The following is a 25670-nucleotide window of genomic DNA, read 5'->3' as shown; positions in this document are numbered from 1 at the left end:
AAGCATGACGACCTCGCCGTGGCCCCTGCTTCGTACCTACACCGGCCGCCAGCTACGCCGGATCGCCCTCCCGCTCGGCGGGATCGGTACCGGAACGGTCAGCTTCGGCGGCCGCGGCAACCTCCGCGACTGGGAGATCGTGAACCGCCCGGCCAAGGGCTTCCACCCCGGTACTGCGTTCTTCGCGATCCGCACCGAATCGGCCGACGGCGTGGTCACCACCCGCGCCGCCGAAGGTCCCCTCGACCTGAGCGACTACGAAGGCGCCCACGGCAGCGCCGCCCAGTCCCACGGCCTCCCCCGCTTCCGCGAAGCAACCTTCAGTACGGCGTACCCCTTCGCCCGGCTCGCCCTCACCGATCCGGACGTACCGGTAGAGCTCGCCGTCGAGGCGTTCACTCCCCTAGTCCCCACAGACGTAGAAGCCAGCTCCTGGCCCATCGCAGTCCTCCGCTACGCCGTCACCAACACCACCAACGAGCCGCTCACCGTCTCCCTAGCCGGCTCCCTGGAAAACTTCATCGGCCGCGACGGAACGACTGACGTTGCCAAAGGCAACTACAACATCGCCGCCACCGGCGGCATCGGACTGGGCGGCGGGCTCCTCCCCGAGCGCCGACCCAGCTGGGGCGCCGAGCCTGTCGATGATGCCGGGGTCAGCGAGTGGCACATGGGCTCCGACAACACTGAGTTGCACGCGAGCGCCGATGGGCTGGAGGAGCACGCGGGCGCCGAGGGCCCGAGCATGAGCGTAGATGGGGTACTGCTCGGCAGCCGCGGGGTTTCCGCTGACGCCGAGCAGTTCGGGACTATTGCGCTTGCTGTGGTGGACGGGCAGGACGTTAGCCGGCGTACTGGGTGGGCGGATCGGACGTGGGGCGACAGTCTGCTCGACTTCTGGGATGACTTCAGTGCGGACGGGCGACTCGACGAGCGGGAGAGCGAGTCCGCTACCCCCATCGCCTCCGTCGCGGATCGCCGTACCGTGGCTGCTGGTGCGACCGAGCACTTCACGTTCTTGCTCGGCTGGCACTTCCCGAACCGGATCGCGTGGGAAACGACCGACCAGGTGGTCGGCAACCACTACACGACGCTCGCCGACGACGCGTGGACCACGGTCTGCCGGTTCGCAGCACAGCTCGACGCGCTGGAACGCCGTACCGTCGCCTTTGTCTCCGACTTCCTCGCCAGCGACCTTCCTGAGCAGGTCAAAGAAGCAGCGCTGTTCAACCTCAGCACGCTGCGCACGCAGACCGTCTTCCGCACACCGGACGGCCGGTTCTTCGGCTGGGAAGGGTGTTCGGACCACGTCGGCAGCTGCTTCGGGAGCTGCACCCACGTGTGGAACTACGAGCAGGCGACGCCGTACCTGTTCGGCGAGATAGCCCGCTCACTCCGCGAGGTCGAGTTCGCGCACGCCACCGACGACCAGGGGTTGATGAGCTTCCGCGTCGGCCTACCGCTCGAGACGAACGCCCAAGCCTGGCGAGTCGCCGCCGCCGACGGGCAGCTCGGTTGCCTGGTGAAGCTGTACCGCGACTGGCGACTCAGCGGCGACGACAAACTGCTGCAGTCACTCTGGCCCGCAGCCCGGCGCGCGCTGGAGTTCTGCTGGATCGAGGGCGGCTGGGACGCCGACCGCGACGGCGTGATGGAGGGCTGCCAGCACAACACAATGGACGTCGAGTACTACGGTCCCAACCCGCAGATGCAGTCCTGGTACCTCGCCGCCCTCCGCGCCTCCGAAGAGATGGCCCGCCATGTTGGCGACAACGATCTCGCAGATGACTGCCGCCGGCTCTTCGACTACGGCAGCGCCTGGATGGACGAGCACCTGTTCAACGGCGAGTACTACCGCCACGAGATCCGTCCGCCGGCCTCCGCCGACGACGTCGCCCCCGGCCTGCGCGAACGGATGGGTGCCGCCGACCCGACCCACCCCGAACTCCAGCTCGGCGACGGCTGCCTGATCGACCAACTGGCCGGCCAGCACCTCGCCCGAATCGCCGACCTCGGCACCCTCGTCGACACCGAGCGAGTGAAGACGACCCTGCAAAGCATCCTCCGCCACAACCGTCTCGAAGACTTCCACGGCCACTTCAACCACATGCGCAGCTACGTGCTCGGCGACGAGACCGCCGTACTGATGTGCAGCTATCCCCGCGGCAACCGCCCCGAGCGCCCGTTCCCGTACTTCAGCGAAGTGATGACCGGCTTCGAGCACATCCTCGCCGTCGGCCTCATCCAGGAAGGCCTGGTCGACGAGGGCCTCCAGGTGATCACCGACATCCGCGCCCGGTACGACGGCGAACGCCGCAACCCGTACGACGAAGCCGAATGCGGTCATCACTACGCCCGCGCCATGGCCAGCTGGGGCGCAGTCATCGCCCTCACCGGCTTCGACTACGACGGCCGTACCGGGGCCATGCGCTTCACCACCCCCGGCACCCACTTCTGGTCCACCGGCAACGCCTTCGGCACCCTCGACGCCGACGGCCTCCACGTCCGCGAAGGCACCCTCTACCTAACCTCCCTCAGCCTCCCCGGCGAACCTCCCATCACCGTCACCGCCGACACCCTCACCCCCGGCACCACCCTCCCCTTCAACTGACCACCGCGGCGACGGCATCTCATGGGTTCACCCACCAGCTTGTGGGTTCTGCACCCGCATGAGGGTGCAGAACCCACAACGGGATGGGTTAACCCATCAGATGGCGGAGGTGGGGGGTGGATTAGCGGGTGGCAAGTAGGGCGATGGGGCGTTGGGTGGTGGCTTGGTGGGCGGTGAGGGTGCTGGCGGCGCCGACTACGGCAAGGGCGGCGGCCAGGATGAGGGCGAGCAACCGCCACGGGATCGCCACCGCGGCGAGTCCATACGGCCCAGCCGCGATTCCAGCCAGTGCCGCACCAGCGACAACCGCACCAAGCAGTACGCCGGTCAGCACCACCGTCACCGACTCCGTCAGAGCAACGGCGATGACCTGCCGCCTCGTGAGCCCCGCCATCCGGGCCAGCGCAAACTCACGGCGCCGGTCCGCGGTCGACATCACCACCGCATTGACGACAGCAACAGCGGTGAAGATCCCCGCCAACCCCATCAGCGCGGCAAACAGCCCAGTGTTGTTGCGCTGCTGCGCATCCCCTCGTGCCTTCGCCCACTCGCCAACTGTCCGCACCTCACCTTTCAGCCGCGCCGCGACCGTTGCCGGATCGGTGCCCTGGGCAACCTTCACCAACGTCTCGGTCCGGCCGCCGGCCGGGAGCAACGACAGCGGGACGAAGAAGTTCTCGCTGACATCCAACGTCTCCGGCATGATCGCCACCACCTTTACGGCGACCTTCTTCTTGCCCATCGCAACCGTCAGCGTCGACCCGAGCTTGTACCCCTCGACCGCCATCCCCGGCCCGATCGCGATCGTCCGCCCGGTCAGGTCGTCCAGCGAACCCTGCCGCGGCCGCAACACATGCGTTTGCTGATAAGCAGCCGGATCAATCCCCACCGCCTCGGAATACACCGCCTTCTTTCCCCGCGAAACCACCACCGGTACGGCGGTCTGTGGCGAGACGACCGCGATCCCGGGCCCGGCCGCGACCGCGCGGTCGACCACGAGGTCCGCCGTGATCAGCCGCTCCTGCTCGACCCCGACTGCCTTCGCCTGCGAACCGAACGTTCCCCACAACCCGACCACCAGCCCAACGAGCACGATCAACGGTGCCGCAGTCGCCGCACTCCGCCGTACTGCATGGAGAACGCCGGCCCGAGCGAGGTCCGCGACCAGGTGACCGCGGAGGACCACCGCGGGCAGTCGTCCGGCCCACGGAACCACGATCGGGCTGAGCTGACTGAGTGCGACCGAACCACTGACCAACACCATCAGCCCGATCAGCAGACCAGCCACGAGGTCCCGCGCGGCCTGGGCCGCGATCACCATCGCCACAGTGGCGGCCGCTGCCGACAGTCCCCAGAACCAGCGCCAGCCCGTCATCACCCGGTGCGACTCACGGCTCTCGGCCAACGCCTCCAGCGCGTTAACCCGGGACGCCCGCCAGGCCGCTGCCAGCACGCCGGTGAGCGCAGTACCGATTCCAACCGCCATGGCCGCCCACATCGCGCCCTGACTCCACGGTGCGGCGAACCAGTCCGGCAGCATGCCGAGCTTGATCATCAGCACCGACTGGGCCCAGGTCGCGAGCAGCCCGATCGGTACGCCGACCGCAGTACCCAGCACACCGAGCAGTGCGGCCTCGCACACCAGCATCAGACACAGGTAGCCGCGCTGTGCACCCACCAGCCGCAGCAGCCCGAGTTCACGACGACGCTGCACCACGGTGAAGCCGAACGTCGTACTGACGATGAACACGGTCAGGAACACCGCGAGCATGACGGACATCCCCAGGAGTGTTCCGGCGCCCACGTAGCCCTCACGGATCTGTGCACGCTCGTACGCCGACAGTCCGGCCGGCAGCACGGGCCGTCCGGTCGCAGCCAGCATCTGTAGACCCGACTGGACCAGTCCGACGCCGAGAGCCACCGCAACGACCGCTCCGGCGAACAACTGCCACCTGTCCCGCACGGCACCGACCGACAACCTGAGCATGATCACAACCCAACAGGGCTGCAGCTGCTACCGCTGTGGCCTGTACACCCGGGCGGCGGTAGCTCGCGCGCTACCGCAGTACGTCGAGCAGGGCTGCGATGTCGGCGCGGTCGACTTCGCGCGCGCCGATCAGGCACTGCATCAGGAGACCGTCGAGGGCGGCGACGAGGAGTTGCGCCTTACGTGGGTCGGCGGTGAAGGTGCGGGCGATATCAGTCATCGGTTCCAGCCAGGCGGCTGCGGCGGATCTGAGTTCGGGGCGGCGGGCGGCGTACAGGTAGAGCTCGTAGAGCGCGAGGGTGCGGCCGCGGCGCCGTACGAGGTTGTGTTCGATCAGCCGGGCGAGCTCGTCGGTCGGCCTGGGGCCGAGCTCACTGCCCCAGCCGTGCAGCTCGGTGGCCAGATCATCGGCGGCCCAGGTCAGCGCGGCGACAAGCAGATCGTCCAGGGTCGCGAAGTGATAGGTGATCGAGGCAACCGACACATCGGCCCTCGCGGCGACCGCCCGATGACTCACACCTGCGACTCCGTCGCATCGGATCACCTCGACGGCAGCCTGCAGAAGTTCGCTGCGCCGCAGGTCACCGCGGATTCGGCGGCCGTCGGCGGTCATGCATCGCAAACTATCAGGACAGCCGTACGGATTGTTTTTGGCCCTCGGAATCGCGGGATCGGCCGGGTTCCGGCCTCTAGGCTTTGGTGACGTGACAACCAACGAGCTGAGTACGGCGATGCGTCGCGCATTGAAGCGGGCCGACGACGGGAAGACCCTCGATCCGGCCGAGGTGGAGGTGCTGCTGACCGCCTCGGGGACGGCACTGACCACCCTGATGGCGACCGCGGCCCGGGTACGCGACCAGGGGCTGGCCGACGCCGGCCGGTCCGGCATCATCACGTACTCCAAGAAGGTCTTCATCCCGCTGACGCGCCTGTGTCAGGACCGCTGCCACTACTGCACCTTCGCGACGACACCGGGCCGCGTGCACGCGCCGTTCATGTCGCCGGACGAGGTGCTCGAGGTTGCCCGGCAGGGCGCGGCCCTGGGTTGCAAGGAAGCGCTGTTCACGCTGGGCGACGCTCCGGAGAAGCGCTGGGACGCGGCGCGGGTCTGGCTGGAAGAGGCTGGCTACGACAGCACGCTGGACTACGTCCGGGCGATGTCGATCCGGGTCCTCGAGGAGACCGGGCTGCTGCCGCACCTGAACCCGGGCGTGATGTCGTGGCAGGACCTGCAGCGACTGAAGCCGGTCGCGCCGAGCATGGGCATGATGCTGGAGACCACCTCGCGTCGTCTGTTCGAGGAGAAGGGCCAGCCGCACTACGGCTCACCCGACAAGGACCCGGCGATCCGGCTCCGCGTGCTCGAGGATGCGGGTCGTTCGAACGTCCCGTTCACCACCGGCCTGCTGATCGGCATCGGCGAGAACCTGGCCGAGCGGGCCGACTCGATCTTCGCGCTGCGCAAGATCGCCCGGCAGTACAACGGCATCCAGGAAGTCATCATCCAGGGCTTCCGGGTGAAGCCGGACACGGCGATGCGCAACGACGCCGACGTTCCGCTGGACGAGTGGCTCGCCGCGATCGCCGTCACCAGAGTCGTCCTCGGACCGGGCGTCCGGGTCCAGGCACCGCCGAACCTGGTCGACCTCGCCGAGTGCCGCGCGCTGCTCGACGCCGGTGTCGACGACTTCGGTGGGGTCTCCCCGCTGACCCCGGACCACGTGAACCCCGAGCGTCCCTGGCCGCAGATCGACGACCTGGCCAAGGTGACCGCGGACGCCGGCTTCACGCTGCGCGAGCGCTTGACCGCGCACCCCGAGTACCTCCGTGAGCCCTGGCTCGACCCGCGCCTGATCTCCCACGTCGAGGCCCTCGTCGACCCGGAGACCGGCCTGGCCAACGAGTCCGCGATGCCGGTCGGTCTGCCATGGCAGGAGCCGGACGGCGGCTGGGACAGCGTCGGCCGCACCGACCTCCACACCGCCATCGACACCGAAGGCCGTCGTACCGAAACGCGTTCGGACTTCGACGCGGCGTACGGCGACTGGGACGCCGTCCGCGAGGACGTCGCCGCCCGTCGTGCCGCCGGCACCTCTCTCCCGATCGACGCAGGGCTGGGAACTTCGGCGCCGACCCGCATCGACGCCGACGTGAAGGCCGCACTGGCCGCCGCCGAGCACGACCCGGCCGGCCTCTCCGACGCGCAAGCGCTGACCCTGATGACCACCACCGGCCCGGCGCTCGACGAGCTGGCCCGGATCGCCGACGACCTGCGCAAGGAGGTCGTCGGGGACGACGTCACCTACGTCGTCAACCGGAACATCAACTTCACCAACGTCTGCTACACCGGCTGCCGGTTCTGCGCGTTCGCGCAGCGCCGTACCGACGCCGACGCGTACTCGCTCTCGATGGACGAGGTCGCCCAGCGCGCCGAAGAGGCGTGGGTGATCGGCGCGACCGAGGTCTGCATGCAGGGCGGCATCCACCCCGACCTGCCCGGTACGGCGTACGCGGACCTGGTGCGCGCGATCAAGGACCGCGTCCCGGAGATGCACGTCCACGCGTACTCGCCGATGGAGGTCCTGAACGGTTCGGTCCGCACCGGCCTGTCGATCGAGGAGTTCCTGATCTCGGTCAAGGAGGCCGGCCTGGACAGCATCCCGGGCACCGCCGCCGAGATCCTCGACGACGACGTGCGCTGGATCCTCACCAAGGGAAAGTTGCCGACGGCAAGCTGGATCGAGGTCATCACGACCGCCCACAAGGTCGGGCTGCCCTCCAGCTCCACGATGATGTACGGCCACGTCGACGCCCCGCACCACTGGGTCCAGCACCTGCGCACGATCGCCGCCGTCCAGGACCAGACCGGCGGTTTCACCGAGTTCGTCCTGCTCCCCTTCATCCACCAGAACTCGCCGATCTACCTGGCCGGCGTCGCCCGCCCCGGCCCGACGTACGACGAGAACCGCGCTGTCCACGCGATGTCGCGGATCATGCTGCACGGCCGGATCGACAACATCCAGTGCTCCTGGGTGAAACTCGGCGTCGACGGCTGTGTCGCTGTCCTCAACGGCGGCGTCAACGACATCGGCGGCACGCTGATGGAAGAGACCATCAGCCGGATGGCCGGCTCCAAGCACGGCTCCCGCAAGTCCATCGAAGAGCTCACCGCGATGGCCACCGCCGCCAACCGCCCCGCCCGCCAACGCACCACGACGTACGGCGAAGTCACCCAGCGCTCGAACACCCTCCTGGAACTCGCCTGACGCTCGGCACCACAGACGAACCGATTTCTGTCGGTGACGCCCTGCAGACTGCCCTCGACAGATAGTGAGCAATTTTGTTGGACAGATCTAATTCTGTCTGACAGAATCGGGGGCAGGGTGTTCATCAAGTTCACTCGCGGTTCGCGCAAGCACCGCATCGGCAGGGCGCACGCGAAGTATGTGCTGGAGACAGCGGACCCGACAGTGATCCCAGCCACAGCTTCGGCCGACGAACGGATCGTCTGGATCGGACCAGACGATCGAGGCGTCGAACTGGAGATCGTGGCTCTCGTGTTGCCGGAGTACTGGCTCGTCATTCACGTGATGCCGACGCAGTACCGGACGGGAGGACGCAATGAGTAAGCACGAGTACGGCGAAGACGTCGATCTCGACGCCGAGGTGGTGCGCGACAAGCAGGGAAAGCGGATCACCGAGCAGCGGGCCGCGGAACTCGCCGAGGAAGCAGTCGTTCGAGTGCGCGCGGGCCGTCCATCCTTGAGCGGCTCCCGGAAAGCCTCACCCCAGATCGCATTCCGGGTGCCGGACGAACTGCAGGCCCGCGCCGAGGCAAAGGCCAAAGCGCGGGGCATGACGGTGTCGCAGTTCGCCCGCGAGGCTCTGGAGCGAGCCGTCGGCGAGTGATGGACCGGTCCCGGCTCGCCCTGTGCGGCGTACTGGTCCCCAGTTGCACCAGTACGCCGTACGAGGGTTTCGCGGAATAAGAAACGCCGGTCGTGCCGGGTGTCGGTCGCCACCTCACTGGCGACCGGCACCTTTGTGGCACGACCGGCGTCCTGCTGTTGCCCCGAGAGGGCAGTCGGCCCGAAGGAGGGCGGAACCGTCGTCTCATTCCGTAACCGGCAGGGGAGGTACATTTCCGGTCGCGGACGGGAGTACATCGGTTTTCCGCCTGGAGCCTGTGTCCGCGACCCGTCCGTCGCTGACAACTGAACGTTGTCACGGGAGTACCAGAACGGACTACTGGTCGGTTCAAACATTTGCATTGCCTTTGAACAAGGCAACGCTGAGTATTTTTTCAACTACGCTGCGTCGATATGTTGCCTTCCGCAACAACAAGACCCGGGGTGCTGCCTACGCTGGCTCGATGGCCAACGAACCCAATCCGCACGAGACGCACAAGAGTGGCGACAACGCCGCGCACCAGACTCAGCGCAGCATCAGCAAGGCGCTGGACGGCGTGGCGAGCCCGAGCGAGAAGTCTGAGAAGAGCGCGGCTGAGCTCGCTGCCGAAGAGGCCGCGCAGGCGGCGGAGAGCAAGCGCATCCAGGACCGCCTGCAGGGCCTCTGATCGGTCAGTAGGGGAAGGTGTCGTCGCGGCGGGTCGGGTCGAGGTCCCAGAGGGAGAACTCGACGATCTTGTGCGACTCCTCGCCGCCGGCCGGGGTGAGGCCGGCCTGGTCGTAGTCCTTGGAGCCGAGGCCGTCGAGGTAGCAGAGCAGCTCGAACGCCGACTGGGCGTCCTCGATGTCGTCGACGACCTCGTCGTTCTGGGCCTCGTCCGCGCGGCTCCGGACGTAGCGCACGAAGGCCTCGGGGTCCGTCACCACGAAGTCGTAGCGGGCCTGGTAGCTGACCCGGACGCCGTCCTCGGGGAGCAGTACCTCTTCGAGCTCGTCCAGATCGTCGCCCGCGACGATCTCCCGGTAGTCCTCGGGATCGTCGAAGTCGTCCGGCCCGAGCGGCATGTCGTCCAGCTCGTCGGGGTCGTACGAGTCGATCCCGAGGAAGATGTCGCCCCAGCCCCGTTCGTTGACAGCGTTGGCCAGCACTCTGGCCTGGACGCGCACGTTCTCGATCGCGGTGGTGGCCCGCAGATCGTGCAGGTCGAGGGCATCGGCCTGCTCCAGCAGGACCCGGGCGAGCTCGCGGGCGGCCTCGGCGGCCGAGGCGGGTTCGATCGACTCACTCATGCTGTGACGGTACAACCATCGGCACCTCCACCGCCGCGCCCGGTACGCCGAAAGCCGCCACGAGCTCGACCGCGACCGGCCGGACGACGCCGCACAGCTCGTTCACCAGTGCCGTGATCGCCTTCGACCGGGCTGGTGACAACCGTCCGTGCTCGAGGTACCACGCGCGCTCGGCCTCGATCGCCGAGAGGGCGTGCAGGTCGTAGACGTCCTTCAGCACCTCCTGGAGGTCCTCGGGCGCATTCCGGACGCCCGCCTGGAACGCCTCCAGTACGACGCGGTCCACATGCGCCCGACCGGCCGCGATGACGTGGTCCTGGCAGCGGTTGAACACCTCGAAAGCGCCATCCCCGGCGTCGATCCCCGCCTTCAGCCGGCGCGCGACCCCGGACAGCATGTGCTGCTCGCGGAACCGCAGCAGCCCGGAGTGGTACGCATCGTCACGCAGCCCGGCATCCGGATCGCTCGTATCGTTCCGATTCGGTACGACGTCGCGCAGCCGGTCGATGAGCGGTCGGAGCGCGGTCTTCTCGACCGCGATCTCCACCGCCTGCGCCGCGATGAACCGCGCCGTACCGAGTGGGTCGAGCTTCCCGAACGACTCCCGGTAGTCGGTCAGCAGCCCCTTCGCGACCAGTTGGAGCAGGACCGTGTTGTCACCCTCGAAGGTGGTGAACACATCGGTGTCCGCCTTCAGCGTCGCCAGCCGGTTCTCCGCCAGATAGCCGGCGCCGCCGCACGCCTCTCGGCAGACCTGGATCGTCTCGGTCGCATGCCAGGTCCCGAGCGCCTTCGTCCCGGCGGCCTGCGCCTCGAGCGCCCGGCGGTCGTGCTCGCTGCTGCCGTCACCGAACACCCGGACGAACTCTTCGACCAACTCGCCTTGGGCGAAGTGCAGCGCATAGGTCCGCGCGAGCAATGGCAGAAGCCGGCGCTGATGCATGCGGTAGTCGAGCAGCAGCGTCTCCTCGTTGCTCCCCGGTGCACCGAACTGCCGCCGCTGCGCGGCATACCGGATCGCGATCTCGAGTGCGACCTTGCTCGCGGTGATCGCGGCGCCGCCGACCGACACCCGGCCCTGGACGAGGGTGCCGAGCATCGTGAAGAACCGGCGGTCCGGATTCTCGATCTCGCTGTGGTAGTTGCCATCGGCATCGACCTGGGCATAGCGGTCGAGCAGGGCGTCGCGCGGCACCCGGACCTGGTCGAAGACGATCCGCCCGTTGTCGACACCGTTCAGCCCGAGCTTCGGTCCGCAGTCCGACAACGTGACGCCCGGCAGCGCCGTACCGGCTTCGTCGCGGATCGGCACCAGCAGGCAGTGCACGCCGTGGGTCTCGCCGCCGACCACGAGCTGGGCGAACACGGCCGCCATCCGCCCGTGCCGGGCCGCGTTGCCGATGTAGTCCTTGCGGGCCGCCTCGGACGGGGTGTGGATGACGAACTCGTCGGTCCCGGCGTCGTATGTCGCCGTCGTGCCGAGCGCCTGGACGTTGGAGCCGTGCCCGGTCTCGGTCATCGCGAAGCAGCCGAGCAGGCGGCCGCCGATCGCGTCGGCGAGGTAGGCCTCGTGGTGCCGCTCGGTGCCGAGGTGCAGAATCGCTCCCGCGAACAGGCCGAACTGCACACCGGCCTTCACCATCAGCGACAGATCCCCGAACGCGAGCGTCTCGAAGCCGGCGATGTAGCCGCCGAGGTCACCCTCGCCGCCGTACTCCTTGGGGAAACCGCGCGCCGGATGCCCCTCGGCGGTGATCGCCTGCAGCATCTCCAGCACGGTCTCGCGATACTCGTCGCGCGGCTGCCGCACGGCGAACTCGAACAGTTCGGTGTTCGCCGCCAGTCCGGCGCGCACCACGTCGCGGGCAGCCTTGTGCGGCCCGTCCAGGTAGTCCCGCATCCCCGATGTCCTCATACCCACAACATATGCGGATTCGTGCCCACTTTCGGTGACCGATTACGGCTTGTGGACAACTCGGAGAACCCCCACGGCAGGCGTAGTTGCGGCTGTATGCTGTCGACCGTGCCGAATTTGCGGATCAGTGAGGCGGCAGCGCTCCTCGGGGTGAGTGACGACACCGTCCGGCGCTGGATCGATCAGGGCCGGTTGTCGTCGATTCAGGACGGTGGCCGGATGGCGGTGGACGGGCAGGCGCTGGCCGCGTTCGCCCAGGAGTTGGCCGACACCCCGGAGCCGGGCAACACGACCGCGGCCTCGGCACGCAACCGCATGCGCGGAATCGTCACCCGCGTCGTCAAGGACGGCGTGATGGCTCAGGTCGAGATGCAGGCAGGCCCGTTCCGCGTCGTGTCGTTGATGAGCCGCGAGGCCGCCGACGAGCTCGGCCTGGAACCGGGCGTGGTCGCCGTCGCCTCGATCAAGTCCACGCACGTCGTCGTAGAGATCCCGGGGGCCTGATGTTCCGCCGTACCGCGCTCGCCGCGCTCACCACCGTTGCCACACTGACCCTGGTCAGCTGCGGGTCCGACCAGCCGGCCGCGTCCTCCCCGTCCAGCTCCAGCTCCAGTACGGCCGCAGTGTCCGGGACCGTCACCGTCTTCGCGGCGGCGTCCCTGACCGGGACGTTCACCCAGCTGGGCAAGGACTTCGAGGCCGCCCACCCGGGCACCAAGGTGGTGTTCAACTTCGCCGGCAGCTCGGCTCTGGCGCAGCAGATCAACCAGGGTGCGCCGGCTGACGTGTTCGCGTCCGCCGCGTCGAAGAACATGGACCAGGTGACCGACAAGGGCACTCCGACCACCTTCGTGCAGAACACGCTCGAGATCGCCGTACCCAAGGGCAACCCGGGCAAGATCACCGGGCTGAAGGACTTCACCGACAAGAGCAAGAAGATCGCGTTGTGCGCGGAGCAGGTGCCGTGTGGGGCCGCGGCGGACAAGGTGTTCAAGGCGGTCGGTCTGACGCCGCAGCCGGACAGCCTGGAGCAGGACGTGAAGGCCGCGCTGACCAAGGTCAGCCTCGGTGAGGTCGATGCGGCGTTGGTCTACAAGACCGACGTACTCGCGGCCAAGGACAAGGTGGACGGTATCGAGTTCCCTGAGGCGGACAAGGCGATCAACGAGTACCCGATCGCCACGCTGAGCAAGGCACCGAACGCGGACGGCGCCAAGGCGTTCGTGGAATACGTCCTGTCCGACAAGGGCAAGGCTGTCCTGTCGGCCGCAGGTTTCGGCGCACCGTGAGCCGTCGCAGCAGGAGCACGACGGGGCGACTGCCTCTCGTGCTCCTGCTGCCTGCGTTGATCGGTCTGGCGTTTCTGCTGATCCCCCTGATCGGACTGCTGGCTAGAGCGCCTTGGTCGACTCTGCCGAGCAAGTTGTTCAGTGCGGACGTGTGGACGGCGCTGCGGCTGTCTCTGGTCTGTGCGACCGCGGCGACGGTGGTGTGTTTACTGCTGGGGATTCCGCTGGCCTGGTTGCTGGCTAGGGGTGAGCTCCCGGGGCGCGGGCTGATCAGGGCGTTGGTGACGGTGCCACTGGTGCTGCCGCCGGTGGTTGGCGGGGTTGCGTTGCTGCTGGTACTCGGACGGCGCGGACTAGTCGGTGAGCACCTCGACACGTGGTTCGGCTTCTCATTGCCGTTCACGACCGCCGGAGTCATCGTTGCCGAGGCGTTTGTCGCCATGCCGTTCCTGGTGATCTCCGTTGAAGGTGCGCTGCGTGCTGCTGACCCGCGCTACGAAGAGGCGGCCGCAACACTGGGCGCTGGGCGCTGGCTGACGTTCCGCCGGGTCACCCTGCCTTCTATTGCGCCTGGTGTGGTTGCGGGCACTGTTCTGTGCTGGGCCCGTGCGTTAGGTGAGTTCGGCGCCACCATCACGTTCGCCGGCAACTTCCCTGGCCGTACGACGACCATGCCGTTGGCCGTGTATCTGGCGTTGGAGACGGATCCGGATGTGGCCGTCGTACTGAGTCTGGTGCTGTTGCTGGTGTCTGTCGTCGTCCTGGCGTCGCTGCGCGAGCGCTGGATCAGTGGGCTGCGATGACCCTGTACGCCGACCTCCGGGTGACCCGTGGATCCTTCGGCCTCGATCTGGACCTCACCATCGCTCCCGGTGAGGTCGTTGCCCTGCTCGGACCCAACGGAGCCGGCAAGAGCACCGCACTGCGCGCTATCGCTGGTCTACTCCCCTTGGGAGCTGGACGCATCGCCTTGGGTGACGAGACGTGGGACGAACCTCCTCACACGTTTCGACCACCGGACCGGCGCCCCATCGGCGTCGTCTTTCAGGACTACCTGCTCTTCAACCACCTCACCTGCCTGGAGAACGTAGCCTTCGGCCTCCGCGCCCGCGGCGTCGACAAACACCAAGCCCGCACCGAAGCCGCCCGCTGGCTGGAGACCGTAGGCCTCTCCTCCTACGCCCGCACCCGCCCGCGCGCACTCTCCGGCGGCCAAGCTCAACGAGTAGCCCTGGTCCGCGCCCTCGCCACCAGCCCCGACGTACTGCTCCTGGACGAACCTCTAGCCGCGCTGGACGCCAGCACCACGCTGCATGTCCGTGCCGAACTCGGCCAGCACCTGGAGCGCTTCCCCGGCCGCACCCTCCTGGTCACCCACGACCCCCTGGACGCCATGGTCCTCGCCAACCGCCTGGTCATCGTCGAGAACGGCCGCGTCGTCCAGTCCGGTACCCCCACCGACATAGCCCGTCATCCCCGCACCGACTACGTGGCTCAACTAGTAGGCCTCAACCTCTATCGAGGCACCGCCAACGGCACCACAGTCACTCTCCCCACCGGCGGCACCATCACCCTCGCCGAACCAGCCCAAGGCCCAGTCCACGTGGCCTTCCCGCCCACCGCCGTCAGCCTCTACCCCACGCCCCCCACCGGCAGCCCCCGCAACACCTGGCCCGCCACCGTCACCGCCCTGGAACAACACGCCCACACAGTCCGCATCACCCTCGACGCCACCCCCACCGGCCCACCCACCCTCCTCGCCGACATAACCCCCGCCGCCCTGGCCGACCTCCACCCCACCCCCGGCCTCCCCCTCCACGCCACCCTCAAAGCCACCGAAGTAACCACCTACCCGGTGTGACCTGCACTAGGGGGTTCTAGCGGGATTGCGTGGTGGTCGAAGGGATTGCGGCGTAGGCCGTAATCGGGTCGGGTGGGGGTCTGACTAGGTGACATCAGTCTGCGCTGGACCGACTGGACCGAGCCGGGCGAGTACGTGTACGGCCGGGGCAAGAACCGGGGTGTGCTCACGGAGATCCGCGGCAACTTCAGCGGCGGCTCCGAGATCGACGCCGGCGGCGACACCTTCGCCGGCATGGTCTGGGACGACCTGCACGGCCGGTACTACCCGATCCCGACCGATCCGGAGTCGATCAACAACGTCGGGGACGCCGTCACGATCGACGAGCAGGACGGTAGCCAGGTGGTCGTTGCGGTGAACGGTACGACGCGGTGGAAGTTCCCGCAGCGCACTCGGATCGCCACGCTGATGGACCGCAACCCCGTTACCGGCCCGGAGCCCGACGCCGTCGGAACCATCGGCGCGTTCGACGACAACCACGCTGTCCTCTGGAGCGGTTGCAGCGACGCGATCCACTAGTGGCCCGAGTCTGAAGTTGGTTGACAGTAGGCGGTGTTCAGGTGCGTGCATCGTGGTGACGGAGAAGCTGCCTCGATGCTCTTTATCGTGGCTGTTTCTCCGGTGCCGCGAGGTGCGTGCCTGGGCGCCGCCTACGTCAAGGAACTTCGGACTCGGGTCACTAGGTCATCGAAAAGTCATGAAGGGTGCGGAGACTCGGGTCATCGAGGCAGATCGACAGGAGCCGAGGATGATCTACAACCCGCCACCGAACTGGCCGCCACCACCCGAAGGTTGGCGGCCAGAACCCGGCTGGCAGCCGGATCCGAGCTGGGGACCGCCGCCGCCCGGGTGGAAGCTATGGCAGCCGGCGAACCCGGGCGGCCGCGCGTTCGGTAGCGCCTACGCCGCGGCCGGCATCGTCGGGATGCCGTTGTATGTCCTGGCCTACGTGACCGACGTGATGCCGACCGTGGCCGTGATGGGCGGTTTCCTGTTCGCGCCGGTCGGGGTGGCCGTCCTGGCCCGGGTCAGCTCCTTCAGGTGGCCGTTCGCCGGCTACCTCCCGGTGGTCCTGGTCGCCGGCCTCCTGGTCGCGGGATTCTTCGGCTCGAACGTATGAATGGGCAGTGACGACACACTCTGGCCGAAGTTACGCGCCGTGACGTCACTGCCACGAATTGACATCTTGTAACAGCCCGATTCACGCTCAGAACGCGCGGGCAGGTAACAAGGAGTGTTTACTTACCCACTCGTAGTGCATGCATTCCTCACATCAGAGTCATGACATCGTGCACTACGCCGCCCCCTCTCCAGCCGCCCAAGATGGCGGTGCACCGCGAGAGGGGGGTTGATCAGTTATGCGTGACAGAGCGCAAGAAAGCTACGAGTTCTACTGCCTGGCAGACCGGACGTTCTATGACACACCAACCCCTGGATCGGGGCGGTGGGGCGGGGAAGGTATCGGGGGGAGCGTGGAGCATCCGGACTTCGAGCCGGCCACGCGGCCAGTGCCCGAAGGCTGGCAGCACGTCGCGGGCGACACCTGGATGCACTACGCACCTGAGGGTCTGCAGTTGCCGGCGCAGGGCTGGAAGATCCACGTCTCGGCCCGGCTCGCGGATGTGGAGCGGACGCTCGAGGCCGTCTGGGAGTACTGCGTACCCCGCGGCATCGCGTTCAAGTTCCTCCGCAACGAGGCCGTGCTGGTGATGGCGAACTCGAAGGCCGCACCGCGGGGCTCCAGCGGCAAGCTGGTCACGATCTACCCGACCGACGAGGCGCAGCTGGAGCTGGTCCTCAAGGAGCTCGACGACGTCCTCGACGGCGTCCAGGGCCCGTACATCCTGAGCGACCTGCGCTACGGCAACGGCGCCCTCTTCGTCCGGTACGGCGCTTTCGTGAGCCGCTTCTGTCTGTCGCCGAGCGGCGAGCGGGTGCTCGCTCTCGAGGACGACCACGGCCGGCTCGTGCCGGATCACCGCGGCCCGACGTTCAGCCTGCCGTCCTGGGTACAGCTGCCGAGCTTCCTGCAGCCGCATCTCGAGGCCCGCAACGCGGTCTCCACCAACGATCTTGCCTACACGATCGAGAGCGTCATCCAGTTCTCCAACGGCGGCGGCGTGTACCTCGGCCACCACAAGGAGTCCGGTGACCGCGTCGTCCTGAAGGAAGGCCGTCCGTACGCAGGCCTCGACCTGGCCGGCCGGGACGCAGTCACCCGGATCGCCCATGAGTACGAGATCCTGCAGCGCCTCGAAGGCCTGGACGTCGTCCCGAAGGTCTACGAGCATCTCGAGCTCGGCGAGCACCACTTCATGGTGCAGGAGCACATCGACTCGGTGTCGCTGCAACGCGAGCTGGTCGGTCGCTACCCCCTGAGCAAGCCGGATGCCACCGAGGAAGACCGCGCTGCTTTCGCCGAGTGGGCGACGCAGGCAGTCGAGCGCGTCGGTCAGGCCGTCGCCCAGCTACACGAGCGTGGCGTGGTGTTCTGCGACCTGCATCCGGACAACGTGCTGCTCGATGTCGACGGCCGGATGGTGCTGATCGACTTCGAGGTGGCGACACTCGCCGAGGACCAGGCCCGCTCCACGCTGGCCCACCCCGGGTACGCCGCACCGGCGGATCGCCAGGGTGTCGACGTCGACCGCTACGCGCTGGCTTGTATCGGCCTCGGTGTCTACGCACCGCAGACGACGATCCTGCTCAATCTCCATCGGGGCAAGGCGTTCCAGCTCGCCGACATGATCACCGAGACCTTCCCGGTGCCGAGGGCAACGATCGACGCGGCCGTCCGCGCCGTCGTCGGTCCCGATGTCATCGGCGACCCGGAGATGGCCGAGCTCGCCCTGCCCGGCAAGGCCGCGTGGACCGACGTCCGCGCCGCGCTGACCAAGGCGATCGTGGCCTCGGCAACGCCCGAGCGCACCGACCGGCTGTTCCCCGGCGACATCGCCCAATTCCACGGTGGCGGCGGAATCGACCTCGCGACCGGCGCCGCCGGTGTCCTCTACGCACTGGCCAAGTCCGGAGCCGGCCGCTTCGAGCAGTACGAAGACTGGCTGCGCGAGCGAAGCCTCAGCACCGAGGCGGGCCCCGGCCTGTACGACGGCCTGCACGGGGTAGCGCATGTGCTCGACGAGCTCGGTCATCGTCAGCACGCACTTGACCTGGTCGAGCGCACTCTGGCCGACGACTGGAGCACTCGCGAGCTCGGGCTGCACTCGGGTCTGGCCGGTATCGGCCTCAGCCTCCTGCACTTCGACACCGAGCCTGCCCTGCGGGCCAAGGCGGTCCGGGTGCTCGATCTGGTCGCAGACCGGCTCGGCGACGTGAACGACGTACCGGAGATCAGCGGCGGGCAGTATCCGCACGCCGGGCTGATGTACGGCTCGTCCGGACCGGCGCTGCTCTTCATCGCAGCGTTCGAGCAGCTGGGTGACACCGGCCTGCTCGACCTGGCCGAGATCGCGATCCGGCAGGATCTGCGGCGCTGCTCGGTATCGCCCGACGGAGCGATGCTCCAGGTCAACCAGGGCTGGCGGACCTTGCCGTACCTCGAAGAAGGTTCGGCCGGGATCGCCCTCGCTCTCGCGCGTTACCTGAAGCACCGCCCGACCGACGAGCTGCAGGCGGTCCTCGCCCAGCTCGAGCGGGTGGCGCACTGCTCCTTCTACGTCCAGCCCGGCCTGTTCATGGGTCGCGCCGGTCTGCTTCTCACCGCAGCCTCACTCGGTGCGCAGCAGGCAACGGTCGACGACCTCGTGTCCGGACTCGGCTGGCACGCGATGCCTTACGCAGGTGGCCTCGCGTTCCCCGGTCAGCAGCTGCTCCGGCTGTCGATGGACCTGTCGACCGGATCGGCCGGCGTCCTGCTGGCCCTGGGATCGGCGCTGCACGCGGCGCCCACGTCCCTCCCGTTCCTCGGACCTCCCCAGTGGTCCGAGTCCCCATCCCTACTACATGCTTCGAAGGAGGTGTAAATCATGGCACTTCTCGACCTTCAGGGCCTCGAAACCCCGGGTTACGGCGGCGGTCACCACCACGGTGGCTCCACGCTGACGGTGCTCGGCTGCGCGTCGCAGACCCCGAGCAACCTGAGCCTTCTGCTCTGCCACTGATCGGATCCTGGGTGACCAGGTTCCGGAGGCCCTGGGTGGGCGGCATACCCACCCAGGGCCGAACCTGTCTCCAGATCCGGTCCGTCCCGACCGACGGAAGGAGCTCTGTTGTCCGATTCCGTGCAGTCCTATCCATGCGCCGAGCGGCTACCGCTCGTGGAGCAGGTGCACGGCCACACCATCGCGGATCCCTACCGCCGGCTGGAGGACCCCGAGTCCTCCGAGACCAAGCGCTGGCTCGCGGCCCAGGACGAGCTCTGGCTGAATCATGCGGCCACCCTGTCCGGCCGGTTCCAGTTCCGTCACCGGGTGAAGGCCCTTTCGAACGTCGGCACTGTCTCTACTCCGTCCTGGCACGGCGGGCGCTGCTTCACGCTGCGCCGCGATCCCGGACAACAGCACCCGGTCCTGTACGACGGCCGGCGCGCGATCCTCGACCCGATGGCTCTCGACCCCACCGGGCTCACCACCCTGGACGCCTGGCAGCCCTCGCCGGACGGATCCCTGGTCGCGTATCAAGTCTCCCGCGGTGGCACCGAACAGTCCGTCCTGTATGTCCTGGACGTCGACAGCGGTGAGCTTCTCGGCGATCCGATCGACGGCTGCCGCTACTCCCCGGTCGCCTGGTTGCCCGACGGGAAGTCCTTCTATTACGTGCGTTTCCGGCAGGTTCGCCGCCGGCACCTCGACCTCCCCGACGACAAGATCGAGCTGTCGACCGAGGCATCGTACGGGCTGGAGCTCAGTGCTGATGGTCGCTGGCTGACCATCTCCGCCGCTCGCGGCGGGGCGAACGACCTGTGGCTGCAGGATCTCGAGAACGCTGAACCACCGCGCCCGATCCAGCAGTGCATCGACGCGCTGACCGTGATGTCGGTCGGCCCGGACGGCCGCTTGTACGTCGTCACGACCAAAGACGCGCCAACCGGCCGGGTCTGCGTCGGCGACCCACACAATCCGCTGATCTGGCAGGACCTGGTCACTCCGAACGCGCCGCTCACCGGCCTCGCGATTCTGGACGACGCACTGCTGCTCGCGAGCCCGACGGGGATCGCCGTCCACAACCTGCAGACCGGAGCGCACGTCAGCGATGTTGTGCTCCCCGGTACCGGTTCGGTCGGCTCGCTGACCACTCTCCCGGACGGCGGACCGCAGGCCTGGTTCAGCTACACGGACAGCGTGACTCCGTCGGCCGTCTACTGCTACGACCACATCACCGGCCAGGCAACACTCTGGTCGCAGGCTCCTGGTGTGACCGCGAAGGCAGCGTCGCACAGACTCGTCGCGGCCAGCCCCGACGGCACCGAGGTGCCGCTCCTGGTGATCGCCAGGCCCGGCGACCGCGGCCCGCGACCGACCCTCCTTTACGGGTACGGCGGATTCGGGCAGACGCTGACTCCGACGTACTCGGCGTTTGCACTCGCCTGGGTCGAGGCCGGCGGCATCTTCGTCACCGCCGGCACTCGCGGCGGCGCGGACTCACATCAAGCCGGGATTCTGGATCGCAAGCAGGACGTCTTCGACGACTTCATCGCAGCGGCTGAGCACCTGATCGCTACCGGCTGGACGACGGCCGAGCAGCTCTCGTTGTGCGGCGAATCCAATGGTGGCTTGCTGGTTGCAGCCGCACTGACTCAGCGGCCGGAGTTGTTCGCCGCTGCCGTCTGCTCGGCGCCACTCACGGACATGCTGCGCTACGAGCTGTCCGGGCTGGGTGCGCGCTGGGTGCCGGAGTTCGGATCCGCCAAGGACGCTGCGCAGTTCGAGAACCTGTTGTCCTACTCTCCGTACCACCGGGTCCGCGAGGGTGTGAAGTATCCGGCTGTGCTGTTCACAGTGTTCGGCAACGACACCCGCGTCGACCCACTGCACTCCCGCAAGTTGTGCGCGGCCTTGCAGCACGCGACGGCAAGCGAAGGGCCGGTCATGCTGCGGCTGGACCCAGATGCCGGTCATGCCGGCGGCTCCGCGAGTCAGGGCATCGGCCTGGCCGCGGACATGCTCGCGTTCCTTGCTGACCGCACCGGCCTTCGGGTGTCGTCGTGATCACCTTCACGTCGGTCGCGAAACGCGGCGGCGGCTGGCTGCCGCTGATCGGGCTGAACGCATTGATCGGCAGCGCGGTCACGTTGGCTCTGCCGACGATCCTCGGCCGCTCGGTGGACTCGATCATCGCCGGGACCGGCTACACCCGCTGGCTGATCATCGCCTCGGCCGCTATCGGTCTCGGAATCGTGGCGAGTCTGATCGACGCCTTCGCCGGCGCTGCCTGTGTCGCCGAAACGGCTGCCTGGCTGCGGCATCGCTTGGTCCGGCAGGTGGTTCGCGGTGGACCCGACGGCAGCCGTGGCTTCGAGACCGGTGATCTCGTCACCCGGGTCTCGGCCAACGCGAACGACGCAGCGCAGGCCGGCCCCGCCGCGGTGACAGCGATCGCGGCCATCGCACCGCCAATCGGCAGTCTGGTGCTGCTGGCCCTGATCGATCCTTGGCTGGCGGCCGCGTTCTTCGGTGGCGTGCTGCTGGTGATCCTGGTTCTGCTGGCTTTCGCCAAGCGGACAGCCGATGTGAGCCTGGCCTATCAGGAGACGCAGGGGCGGATCGCCGCGCGGCTCTCCGAGTCGCTGACCGGAATCCGCACCATCGCCGCCGCCGGGACGGCGGGGCGCGAGGAGCGACGCATCCTCAGTCTCCTGCCTGAGCTGCATAAACAAGGTGTCGTCACCTGGCGCATCCTGGCGCGTTCCGGAGCGCAGGCCGCCATTGTCGGTCCGCTCGTCTTGGTCGCAGTGCTCGCCGTCGGCGGGGTTCAGTTGGTCGCCGGGCACATCACCACTGGCGATCTGTTCGCCGCTTCGCAGTACGCCGTACTCGGTGCCGGCCTTGGGACGCTGACCGGTGTGATCGGTGAGATCGCGCGGGCGAAGGCCGGGGTTCAGCGGTCCGCCGAGGTGGACGCGATCGCCACGGTGCCGCATGGATCGCTGGCTCTGCCGAGTGGTGCGGGGCATCTGACTTTCGACCACGTCAGTGTCGTTGCGGACGGCAACATTCTGCTGCGGGACGTGAACCTGGATCTACCGGGTGGGCTGACCGTTGCGGTCGTCGGACCGAGCGGCGCCGGCAAGTCGGTGCTCGCCGCGGTCGCCGCGCGGTTGCGTGATCCGTCCACCGGTCATGTCTCGCTGGACGGCGTACCGCTCCAGGCCGTCAGCCGGCATGCGTTGCGGCGCGCCGTCGGCTGCGCCTTCGAGCGACCACAACTGGTCGGCCGGACGATCGGGGAGTCGATCGCTCCCAACGCGATCAGCCCGGTCCGGACCCTGGCCGCAGCCCGAGCTACCCACGCACACGACTTCGTCAGTCGGCTGCCCGACGGATACTTCACTTCGTTGCGCAGGGCCCCTATGTCGGGCGGCGAGCGGCAGCGGCTCGGCCTGGCTCGGGCTTGGCCGGCCGAGCGCTTGCTGGTGCTGGACGACGCCACCTCGAGCCTCGACACCGCAACCGAACGGCAGATCGGCCGAACCCTCACCGAGGACCGTCACCACCGCACCCGCCTCATCGTCACCCACCGACCCGCCACCGCCGCGCGAGCCGACCTGGTCGTCTGGCTCGACCACGGCCAGGTCCGCGCGGTTGCTCCCCACGCCGACCTCTGGAACGACACGTCGTACCGGGAGGTCTTCGGGTGACCCATCCCCTCCACTCCGACCGGCCCCTCCGCGCATCGCGGTGGGGCCTGAAGGCGTTGGCGGGATGAAGCGGGAACTCAAGTACGGCGGCGCGTCGTTGCGGAAGCGGGCCACGATCAAGCTGGTGGCTTGGTCGGTGCCCGAGATCCTGCCGACGGCGATCTACGGGGTTGCGGTTGCGCGGGCGACGGACAACTTCCTGGCCGGTCATGTCTGGCAGGGGATCGCCTGGCTCGGCGGACTGGTCGCGACAGCCGGTCTAGGCGCTGCGGGAGCGCGTCAGGTCTACACGCGGCTGGGTGATCTGGTCGAGCCGGTTCGGGACGACCTGGTACGACGGGTTGTGGTCGGCGCCCTGCGGACGGGAGACGACAGCGCGGTCGCGAGGCTGAACCGGCAGGTCGAGATCGTCCGGGACACCTTTGCCGGGCTCGTGCTGGTGATCAGGAGCTTCGCGGTCACCCTGTTCGGCGTACTGGCGGGTCTGTTGTCTTTGGCGCCGATGGTGGCGGCGTTCGTCGTACCGCCGTTCCTGCTGGGATTTGCGCTGTCCGTGGCAGTGCTGGGGATGGCATCCGATCGGGTCCGGGCGTCGCTGCAGGCTGATGAGGATCTGGCCGCTTCGGCCGGGATGGTGTTCGGCGGGGTCCGCGACATCACCGCGACCGGCACCGAGGAGTACGCCGAGTTCCTGGTCGGTCAACCGATCGAAGCGCACGCATCGGCTGAGCGGGCGCTGGCCAAGGTAGCGGCGCTGCGAACGCTCTGCTTCGCGGTCGGCGGTTGGCTGCCGCTGCTGATTCTGCTCGCAGCTGGACCGTGGCTGGTCGGGCGCGGCGTGAGCACCGGGACCTTGCTGGGCGGTCTCACCTACGTGCTGATCGGACTGCAACCGGCACTCAGCCAGGTGATGGGCGCACTGGGCGACAGCGGCCTGCGGTTCGTGATCACGCTGGGCCGGATCCTGGATATCAGTCAGCCGGACGAACCCTTGCGGCCGGTCGACGTCACCTCCGGGTACGACGTCCGCACCGACCGGCTGACCTTCGCGTATGGGCCAGCGGCTGAGCCTGTGCTCGACCGGCTCGAGCTATCGATTCCTGAGGGCGACCACCTGGCTGTGGTCGGACCCAGTGGGATCGGGAAGTCGACCTTGGCCGCGTTGATCTGCGGAATGCTGACGCCGACCGGGGGACGGATATTGCTGGGTGGAGTGCCGCCGACCGTTGTGAGCACCGACAAGTTGGCGGAGACGCGCGTACTGATTCCACAGGAGGCTTATGTCTTCAGCGGGACCGTCGCGGAGAACCTCTCCTACTTACTTCCCGATGCGACCGCTGCGGAGTTGCATGCGGCCGTCGACACGATCGGCGCGACCGCACTCATCGAACGGATCGGCGGCCTTGAGGCGGTCGTCAAGCCTGGCGATCTCTCCGCCGGTGAGCGGCAACTGCTCGCGCTCGTGCGGGCCTACCTGTCGCCGGCGCCACTCGTCGTACTGGATGAGGCGACCTGCTTCCTCGATCCGGAGGCGGAGCGGCAGGCTGAGGAGGCGTTCGCCCAGCGCGGCGGGACGCTGGTGGTGATCGCGCACCGGATCAGCTCAGCTCTCCGCGCCCGCCGGATCCTCGTCCTCGACGGCAACCAGGCCGCGCTGGGCACTCATCACGCCTTGATGCGCAGCTCCAGCCTGTACCGCGATCTGCACGGCAACTGGGACCCGATCATCAGTCAGATCCAGCCGGCGTCTTGAGCCTTGTTGATCGCCTCGATGCGGCTGCGGGAACCGGTCTTCGCCAGGATGCGGGACAGGTAGTTGCGCACCGTGCCCGCACTCAGGCTGAGCGTCCGCGCGACCTCCTGCGCGGTTGCCCCCGTGGTGACCTGCCGGAGCACCTCGCACTCGCGATCGGTGAGCGGGTTGTCACCCGCCTTGAGCGCCGCCACCGCGAGCCGGACGTCGACGACCGGCAGCCCCTTCGCCACGTCGCGAACCGCCTGGACCAACTGGTCGGTGGTCGAGTCCGTCGCGATCAGGCCGATCCGTGGCGCCTGCTTGACCAGCGCGAGACTGGTCGCGGCGATCGCCTCGTGGTCGATCACCACCAGCACTCCGCGGCCGGTGAGCTTGCGGCAGAGCTCTTCGATCCGGATCCGTCCTGGCAGCTGTGGATCGAGCAGCACGACGTGCGGTCGTCGGCCGGCCACCTGGAGGACGTCCTCCGAGCGGTCCAGCTCGGCCACGACCTCCATGTCCGTCTCCCTTGCCAGCACCGCGGCCAGTGCGCCTCGCACCATCGTGCCGCGGTGGCCGAGAGCCACTCGGATCAACGCATGCCCCCATCACGTCCGTCGCCTCATCTGCCGGCCACCACCCGCACGGCGAAAACCAGCTGCCGGACGGCGGTGCCCGTGTTTCCATCAACGAGTGAACTCCGCAGATGACACGCACGAATCCACCCGCTGCCCCGGCTGCCGGGTCGAGCTGCCGGTGACTGCGTGGCCGGAGAACCCGAAGTCGAACGCTTCGGCGGCGTGTCTGAAGGTCGCCGGTGACCTGCTCGGCTTCGAGCTCGAGCACCAGGTCAAGCTCGGTTATCTGCACCAGCTGCGGATGGACGCCTATCACGCTCAGCACGTACACCAGAACGCTCCGCGGATCGGCCCGGTCTTCGCGCTGAACGGCCTGTACATGTTCCTCGAGCGCGGTTCCGGCAACATCGACGTCCGCACCGCACACGGCATCATGGCGAACTCGTTCGACGACTGGCCCCGGCTCACCGCACCAGACGAGGTCGGGCCGCTCACCGCGTACGACGTACTGGCGGCCGGCGGTCCGGAAGACGTCGAGCGGGCGATGCTGATCTGGGCTGCCCAGGTGTGGGATTCCTGGCCGGACAGTGACCGGGATCTGGTCCGGAAACTCACGATCGAGCTCGTCCCGGCGCGGTATTTCCACCGCTAAAAACCGATCGGTTTATGGCCCGGAAACC

General features: G+C 68.0%; 22 protein-coding genes. 17 read left to right on the top strand and 5 right to left on the bottom strand.

The window, feature by feature from the left end:
- Positions 1–4: 4 nt before the first annotated feature.
- Positions 5–2611 carry a GH116 family glycosyl-hydrolase gene (locus ACFVWG_RS00885; protein ID WP_391541045.1) on the top strand — a complete coding sequence of 869 codons (2607 nt, stop codon included), beginning with the start codon at positions 5–7 and terminating at the stop codon, positions 2609–2611.
- A gap of 121 nt (positions 2612–2732) precedes the next feature.
- Here ACFVWG_RS00885 and ACFVWG_RS00880 read toward each other — a convergent pair whose 3' ends face one another.
- Together ACFVWG_RS00880 and ACFVWG_RS00875 are read right to left on the bottom strand one after the other, a co-directional pair.
- The gene (locus ACFVWG_RS00880; RefSeq protein ID WP_391541044.1) at positions 2733–4598 is read right to left on the bottom strand and encodes an FtsX-like permease family protein; all 1866 of its coding nucleotides are present in this window, start codon (positions 4596–4598) and stop codon (positions 2733–2735) included.
- 70 nt (positions 4599–4668) lie between these two features.
- A complete protein-coding gene (locus ACFVWG_RS00875) occupies positions 4669–5211 on the bottom strand; it encodes a TetR/AcrR family transcriptional regulator (RefSeq protein WP_391541043.1) in 543 nt (180 codons plus the stop codon).
- 91 nt (positions 5212–5302) lie between these two features.
- Between ACFVWG_RS00875 and ACFVWG_RS00870 the strand changes: the two genes are divergently transcribed.
- The 4 genes from ACFVWG_RS00870 to ACFVWG_RS00855 all read left to right on the top strand — a co-directional run bounded on the left by ACFVWG_RS00870 (position 5303) and on the right by ACFVWG_RS00855 (position 9174).
- Positions 5303–7864 (top strand): bifunctional FO biosynthesis protein CofGH, encoded by a 2562-nt coding sequence (locus ACFVWG_RS00870; RefSeq protein ID WP_391541042.1) that lies wholly within the window; start codon positions 5303–5305, stop codon positions 7862–7864.
- A gap of 117 nt (positions 7865–7981) precedes the next feature.
- On the top strand, positions 7982–8227 hold the full coding sequence (locus ACFVWG_RS00865; protein WP_391541041.1) for a hypothetical protein: 246 nt from the start codon (positions 7982–7984) through the stop codon (positions 8225–8227).
- Positions 8220–8507, top strand: a complete 288-nt coding sequence (locus ACFVWG_RS00860; protein WP_391541040.1) for a CopG family transcriptional regulator — start codon at positions 8220–8222, stop codon at positions 8505–8507. The genes ACFVWG_RS00865 and ACFVWG_RS00860 overlap by 8 nt, the downstream gene beginning before the upstream one ends.
- A 463-nt stretch (positions 8508–8970) precedes the next feature.
- On the top strand, positions 8971–9174 hold the full coding sequence (locus ACFVWG_RS00855) for a hypothetical protein (RefSeq protein ID WP_391541039.1): 204 nt from the start codon (positions 8971–8973) through the stop codon (positions 9172–9174).
- Positions 9175–9178: 4 nt separating this feature from the next.
- Here ACFVWG_RS00855 and ACFVWG_RS00850 read toward each other — a convergent pair whose 3' ends face one another.
- Together ACFVWG_RS00850 and ACFVWG_RS00845 are read right to left on the bottom strand one after the other, a co-directional pair.
- On the bottom strand, positions 9179–9796 hold the full coding sequence (locus ACFVWG_RS00850) for a hypothetical protein (protein ID WP_391541038.1): 618 nt from the start codon (positions 9794–9796) through the stop codon (positions 9179–9181).
- Positions 9789–11711 carry an acyl-CoA dehydrogenase gene (locus ACFVWG_RS00845; RefSeq protein ID WP_391541037.1) on the bottom strand — a complete coding sequence of 641 codons (1923 nt, stop codon included), beginning with the start codon at positions 11709–11711 and terminating at the stop codon, positions 9789–9791. Before ACFVWG_RS00845 ends, ACFVWG_RS00850 begins: the two co-directional genes overlap by 8 nt.
- Before the next feature lie 108 nt (positions 11712–11819).
- Between ACFVWG_RS00845 and ACFVWG_RS00840 the strand changes: the two genes are divergently transcribed.
- From ACFVWG_RS00840 to ACFVWG_RS00790, 11 genes are all read left to right on the top strand, one after another.
- Positions 11820–12215, top strand: a complete 396-nt coding sequence (locus ACFVWG_RS00840) for a molybdopterin-binding protein (RefSeq protein ID WP_391541036.1) — start codon at positions 11820–11822, stop codon at positions 12213–12215.
- Positions 12215–13000, top strand: a complete 786-nt coding sequence (gene modA / locus ACFVWG_RS00835) for a molybdate ABC transporter substrate-binding protein (protein ID WP_391541035.1) — start codon at positions 12215–12217, stop codon at positions 12998–13000. Before ACFVWG_RS00840 ends, modA begins: the two co-directional genes overlap by 1 nt.
- A gap of 38 nt (positions 13001–13038) precedes the next feature.
- Complete coding sequence (modB, locus tag ACFVWG_RS00830; protein WP_391541034.1) at positions 13039–13803, top strand: molybdate ABC transporter permease subunit; 765 nt, start codon at positions 13039–13041, stop codon at positions 13801–13803.
- A complete protein-coding gene (locus ACFVWG_RS00825; RefSeq protein ID WP_391541033.1) occupies positions 13800–14861 on the top strand; it encodes a sulfate/molybdate ABC transporter ATP-binding protein in 1062 nt (353 codons plus the stop codon). The genes modB and ACFVWG_RS00825 overlap by 4 nt, the downstream gene beginning before the upstream one ends.
- Before the next feature lie 162 nt (positions 14862–15023).
- Positions 15024–15380: a hypothetical protein gene (locus ACFVWG_RS00820; protein WP_391541032.1), complete on the top strand. Its 357-nt coding sequence runs from the start codon at positions 15024–15026 to the stop codon at positions 15378–15380.
- A 229-nt stretch (positions 15381–15609) separates the two neighbouring features.
- Positions 15610–15981 (top strand): hypothetical protein, encoded by a 372-nt coding sequence (locus ACFVWG_RS00815; RefSeq protein ID WP_391541031.1) that lies wholly within the window; start codon positions 15610–15612, stop codon positions 15979–15981.
- 238 nt (positions 15982–16219) lie between these two features.
- Positions 16220–18844, top strand: a complete 2625-nt coding sequence (lanKC, locus tag ACFVWG_RS00810; RefSeq protein ID WP_391541030.1) for a class III lanthionine synthetase LanKC — start codon at positions 16220–16222, stop codon at positions 18842–18844.
- A gap of 3 nt (positions 18845–18847) precedes the next feature.
- On the top strand, positions 18848–18982 hold the full coding sequence (locus ACFVWG_RS00805; protein WP_391541029.1) for a SapB/AmfS family lanthipeptide: 135 nt from the start codon (positions 18848–18850) through the stop codon (positions 18980–18982).
- Between the two features lie 108 nt (positions 18983–19090).
- A complete protein-coding gene (locus ACFVWG_RS00800; RefSeq protein WP_391541028.1) occupies positions 19091–21028 on the top strand; it encodes a prolyl oligopeptidase family protein in 1938 nt (645 codons plus the stop codon).
- On the top strand, positions 21025–22677 hold the full coding sequence (locus ACFVWG_RS00795; protein WP_391541027.1) for an ABC transporter ATP-binding protein: 1653 nt from the start codon (positions 21025–21027) through the stop codon (positions 22675–22677). Before ACFVWG_RS00800 ends, ACFVWG_RS00795 begins: the two co-directional genes overlap by 4 nt.
- Positions 22678–22741: 64 nt before the next feature.
- Positions 22742–24430 carry an ABC transporter ATP-binding protein gene (locus tag ACFVWG_RS00790; protein ID WP_391541026.1) on the top strand — a complete coding sequence of 563 codons (1689 nt, stop codon included), beginning with the start codon at positions 22742–22744 and terminating at the stop codon, positions 24428–24430.
- Here ACFVWG_RS00790 and ACFVWG_RS00785 read toward each other — a convergent pair.
- Positions 24409–24999 (bottom strand): DNA-binding response regulator, encoded by a 591-nt coding sequence (locus tag ACFVWG_RS00785; RefSeq protein ID WP_391541527.1) that lies wholly within the window; start codon positions 24997–24999, stop codon positions 24409–24411. The genes ACFVWG_RS00790 and ACFVWG_RS00785 overlap by 22 nt on opposite strands.
- A gap of 106 nt (positions 25000–25105) precedes the next feature.
- Between ACFVWG_RS00785 and ACFVWG_RS00780 the strand changes: the two genes are divergently transcribed.
- Positions 25106–25642 carry a DUF5946 family protein gene (locus ACFVWG_RS00780; protein WP_391541025.1) on the top strand — a complete coding sequence of 179 codons (537 nt, stop codon included), beginning with the start codon at positions 25106–25108 and terminating at the stop codon, positions 25640–25642.
- Positions 25643–25670 lie beyond the last annotated feature (28 nt).

This window comes from Kribbella sp. NPDC058245 (assembly GCF_042882005.1).
Classification (GTDB): Bacteria; Actinomycetota; Actinomycetes; order Propionibacteriales; family Kribbellaceae; genus Kribbella.
Note: the sequence above shows the minus strand (reverse complement) of the source record. Positions and strands in the feature narration are given on the sequence as shown.

What these genes read in the sequence shown, in the direction of transcription:
- ACFVWG_RS00885 (WP_391541045.1), top strand. Translation starts at nt 5, where the DNA reads ATGACGACCTCGCCGTGGCCCCTGCTTCGTACCTACACCGGCCGCCAG.
- ACFVWG_RS00880 (WP_391541044.1), bottom strand. Translation starts at nt 4,598, where the DNA reads ATGCTCAGGTTGTCGGTCGGTGCCGTGCGGGACAGGTGGCAGTTGTTC.
- ACFVWG_RS00875 (WP_391541043.1), bottom strand. Translation starts at nt 5,211, where the DNA reads ATGACCGCCGACGGCCGCCGAATCCGCGGTGACCTGCGGCGCAGCGAA.
- ACFVWG_RS00860 (WP_391541040.1), top strand. Translation starts at nt 8,220, where the DNA reads ATGAGTAAGCACGAGTACGGCGAAGACGTCGATCTCGACGCCGAGGTG.
- ACFVWG_RS00855 (WP_391541039.1), top strand. Translation starts at nt 8,971, where the DNA reads ATGGCCAACGAACCCAATCCGCACGAGACGCACAAGAGTGGCGACAAC.
- ACFVWG_RS00850 (WP_391541038.1), bottom strand. Translation starts at nt 9,796, where the DNA reads ATGAGTGAGTCGATCGAACCCGCCTCGGCCGCCGAGGCCGCCCGCGAG.
- ACFVWG_RS00845 (WP_391541037.1), bottom strand. Translation starts at nt 11,711, where the DNA reads ATGAGGACATCGGGGATGCGGGACTACCTGGACGGGCCGCACAAGGCT.
- modA (WP_391541035.1), top strand. Translation starts at nt 12,215, where the DNA reads ATGTTCCGCCGTACCGCGCTCGCCGCGCTCACCACCGTTGCCACACTG.
- ACFVWG_RS00825 (WP_391541033.1), top strand. Translation starts at nt 13,800, where the DNA reads ATGACCCTGTACGCCGACCTCCGGGTGACCCGTGGATCCTTCGGCCTC.
- ACFVWG_RS00815 (WP_391541031.1), top strand. Translation starts at nt 15,610, where the DNA reads ATGATCTACAACCCGCCACCGAACTGGCCGCCACCACCCGAAGGTTGG.
- lanKC (WP_391541030.1), top strand. Translation starts at nt 16,220, where the DNA reads ATGCGTGACAGAGCGCAAGAAAGCTACGAGTTCTACTGCCTGGCAGAC.
- ACFVWG_RS00805 (WP_391541029.1), top strand. Translation starts at nt 18,848, where the DNA reads ATGGCACTTCTCGACCTTCAGGGCCTCGAAACCCCGGGTTACGGCGGC.
- ACFVWG_RS00790 (WP_391541026.1), top strand. Translation starts at nt 22,742, where the DNA reads ATGAAGCGGGAACTCAAGTACGGCGGCGCGTCGTTGCGGAAGCGGGCC.